The organism is Frankia sp. Mgl5, from assembly GCF_023242985.1.
Classification (GTDB): domain Bacteria; phylum Actinomycetota; class Actinomycetes; order Frankiales; family Frankiaceae; genus Parafrankia; species Parafrankia soli.
Genome location: NZ_JALKFY010000033.1, coordinates 1 through 307, shown reverse-complemented (window position 1 = coordinate 307; position 307 = coordinate 1). Strand labels below are relative to the sequence as shown.

Here is a 307-nt window from a genome sequence, read left to right as displayed (position 1 = left end):
AGTAAGAAAAGCTACAGCTTTCTTACAATATAAAAAACAAGGGGGAACTCATGATGAAAAAATGGATCAATATGATGTCCGCAGCTTTTCTCTCCACTCTCTTGATCGCCGGTTGTGGCGGAGGCAGTCAACCTGCGAGCGCTCCGGCCTCGACAGGCAACACAAATGCGCCTGCGGCACCAACTGCACCGGCTGCCAAAGGAACGATCAAGATCGGCGGGTTGTTTGACGAGACGGGCGGAACTGGTGATGTGGGCAAGCCGTACGCGGAGGGGGAAAAGGCGTACATCGACTACCTCAACACCAA

Annotated in this window: 1 pseudogene; it reads left to right on the top strand. The window is 53.1% G+C overall.

Annotated features, from left to right (window positions below):
* Nucleotides 1–50: 50 nt before the first annotated feature.
* Nucleotides 51–307: pseudogene (locus tag MXD62_RS08235) on the top strand (ABC transporter substrate-binding protein); the annotation flags it as partial.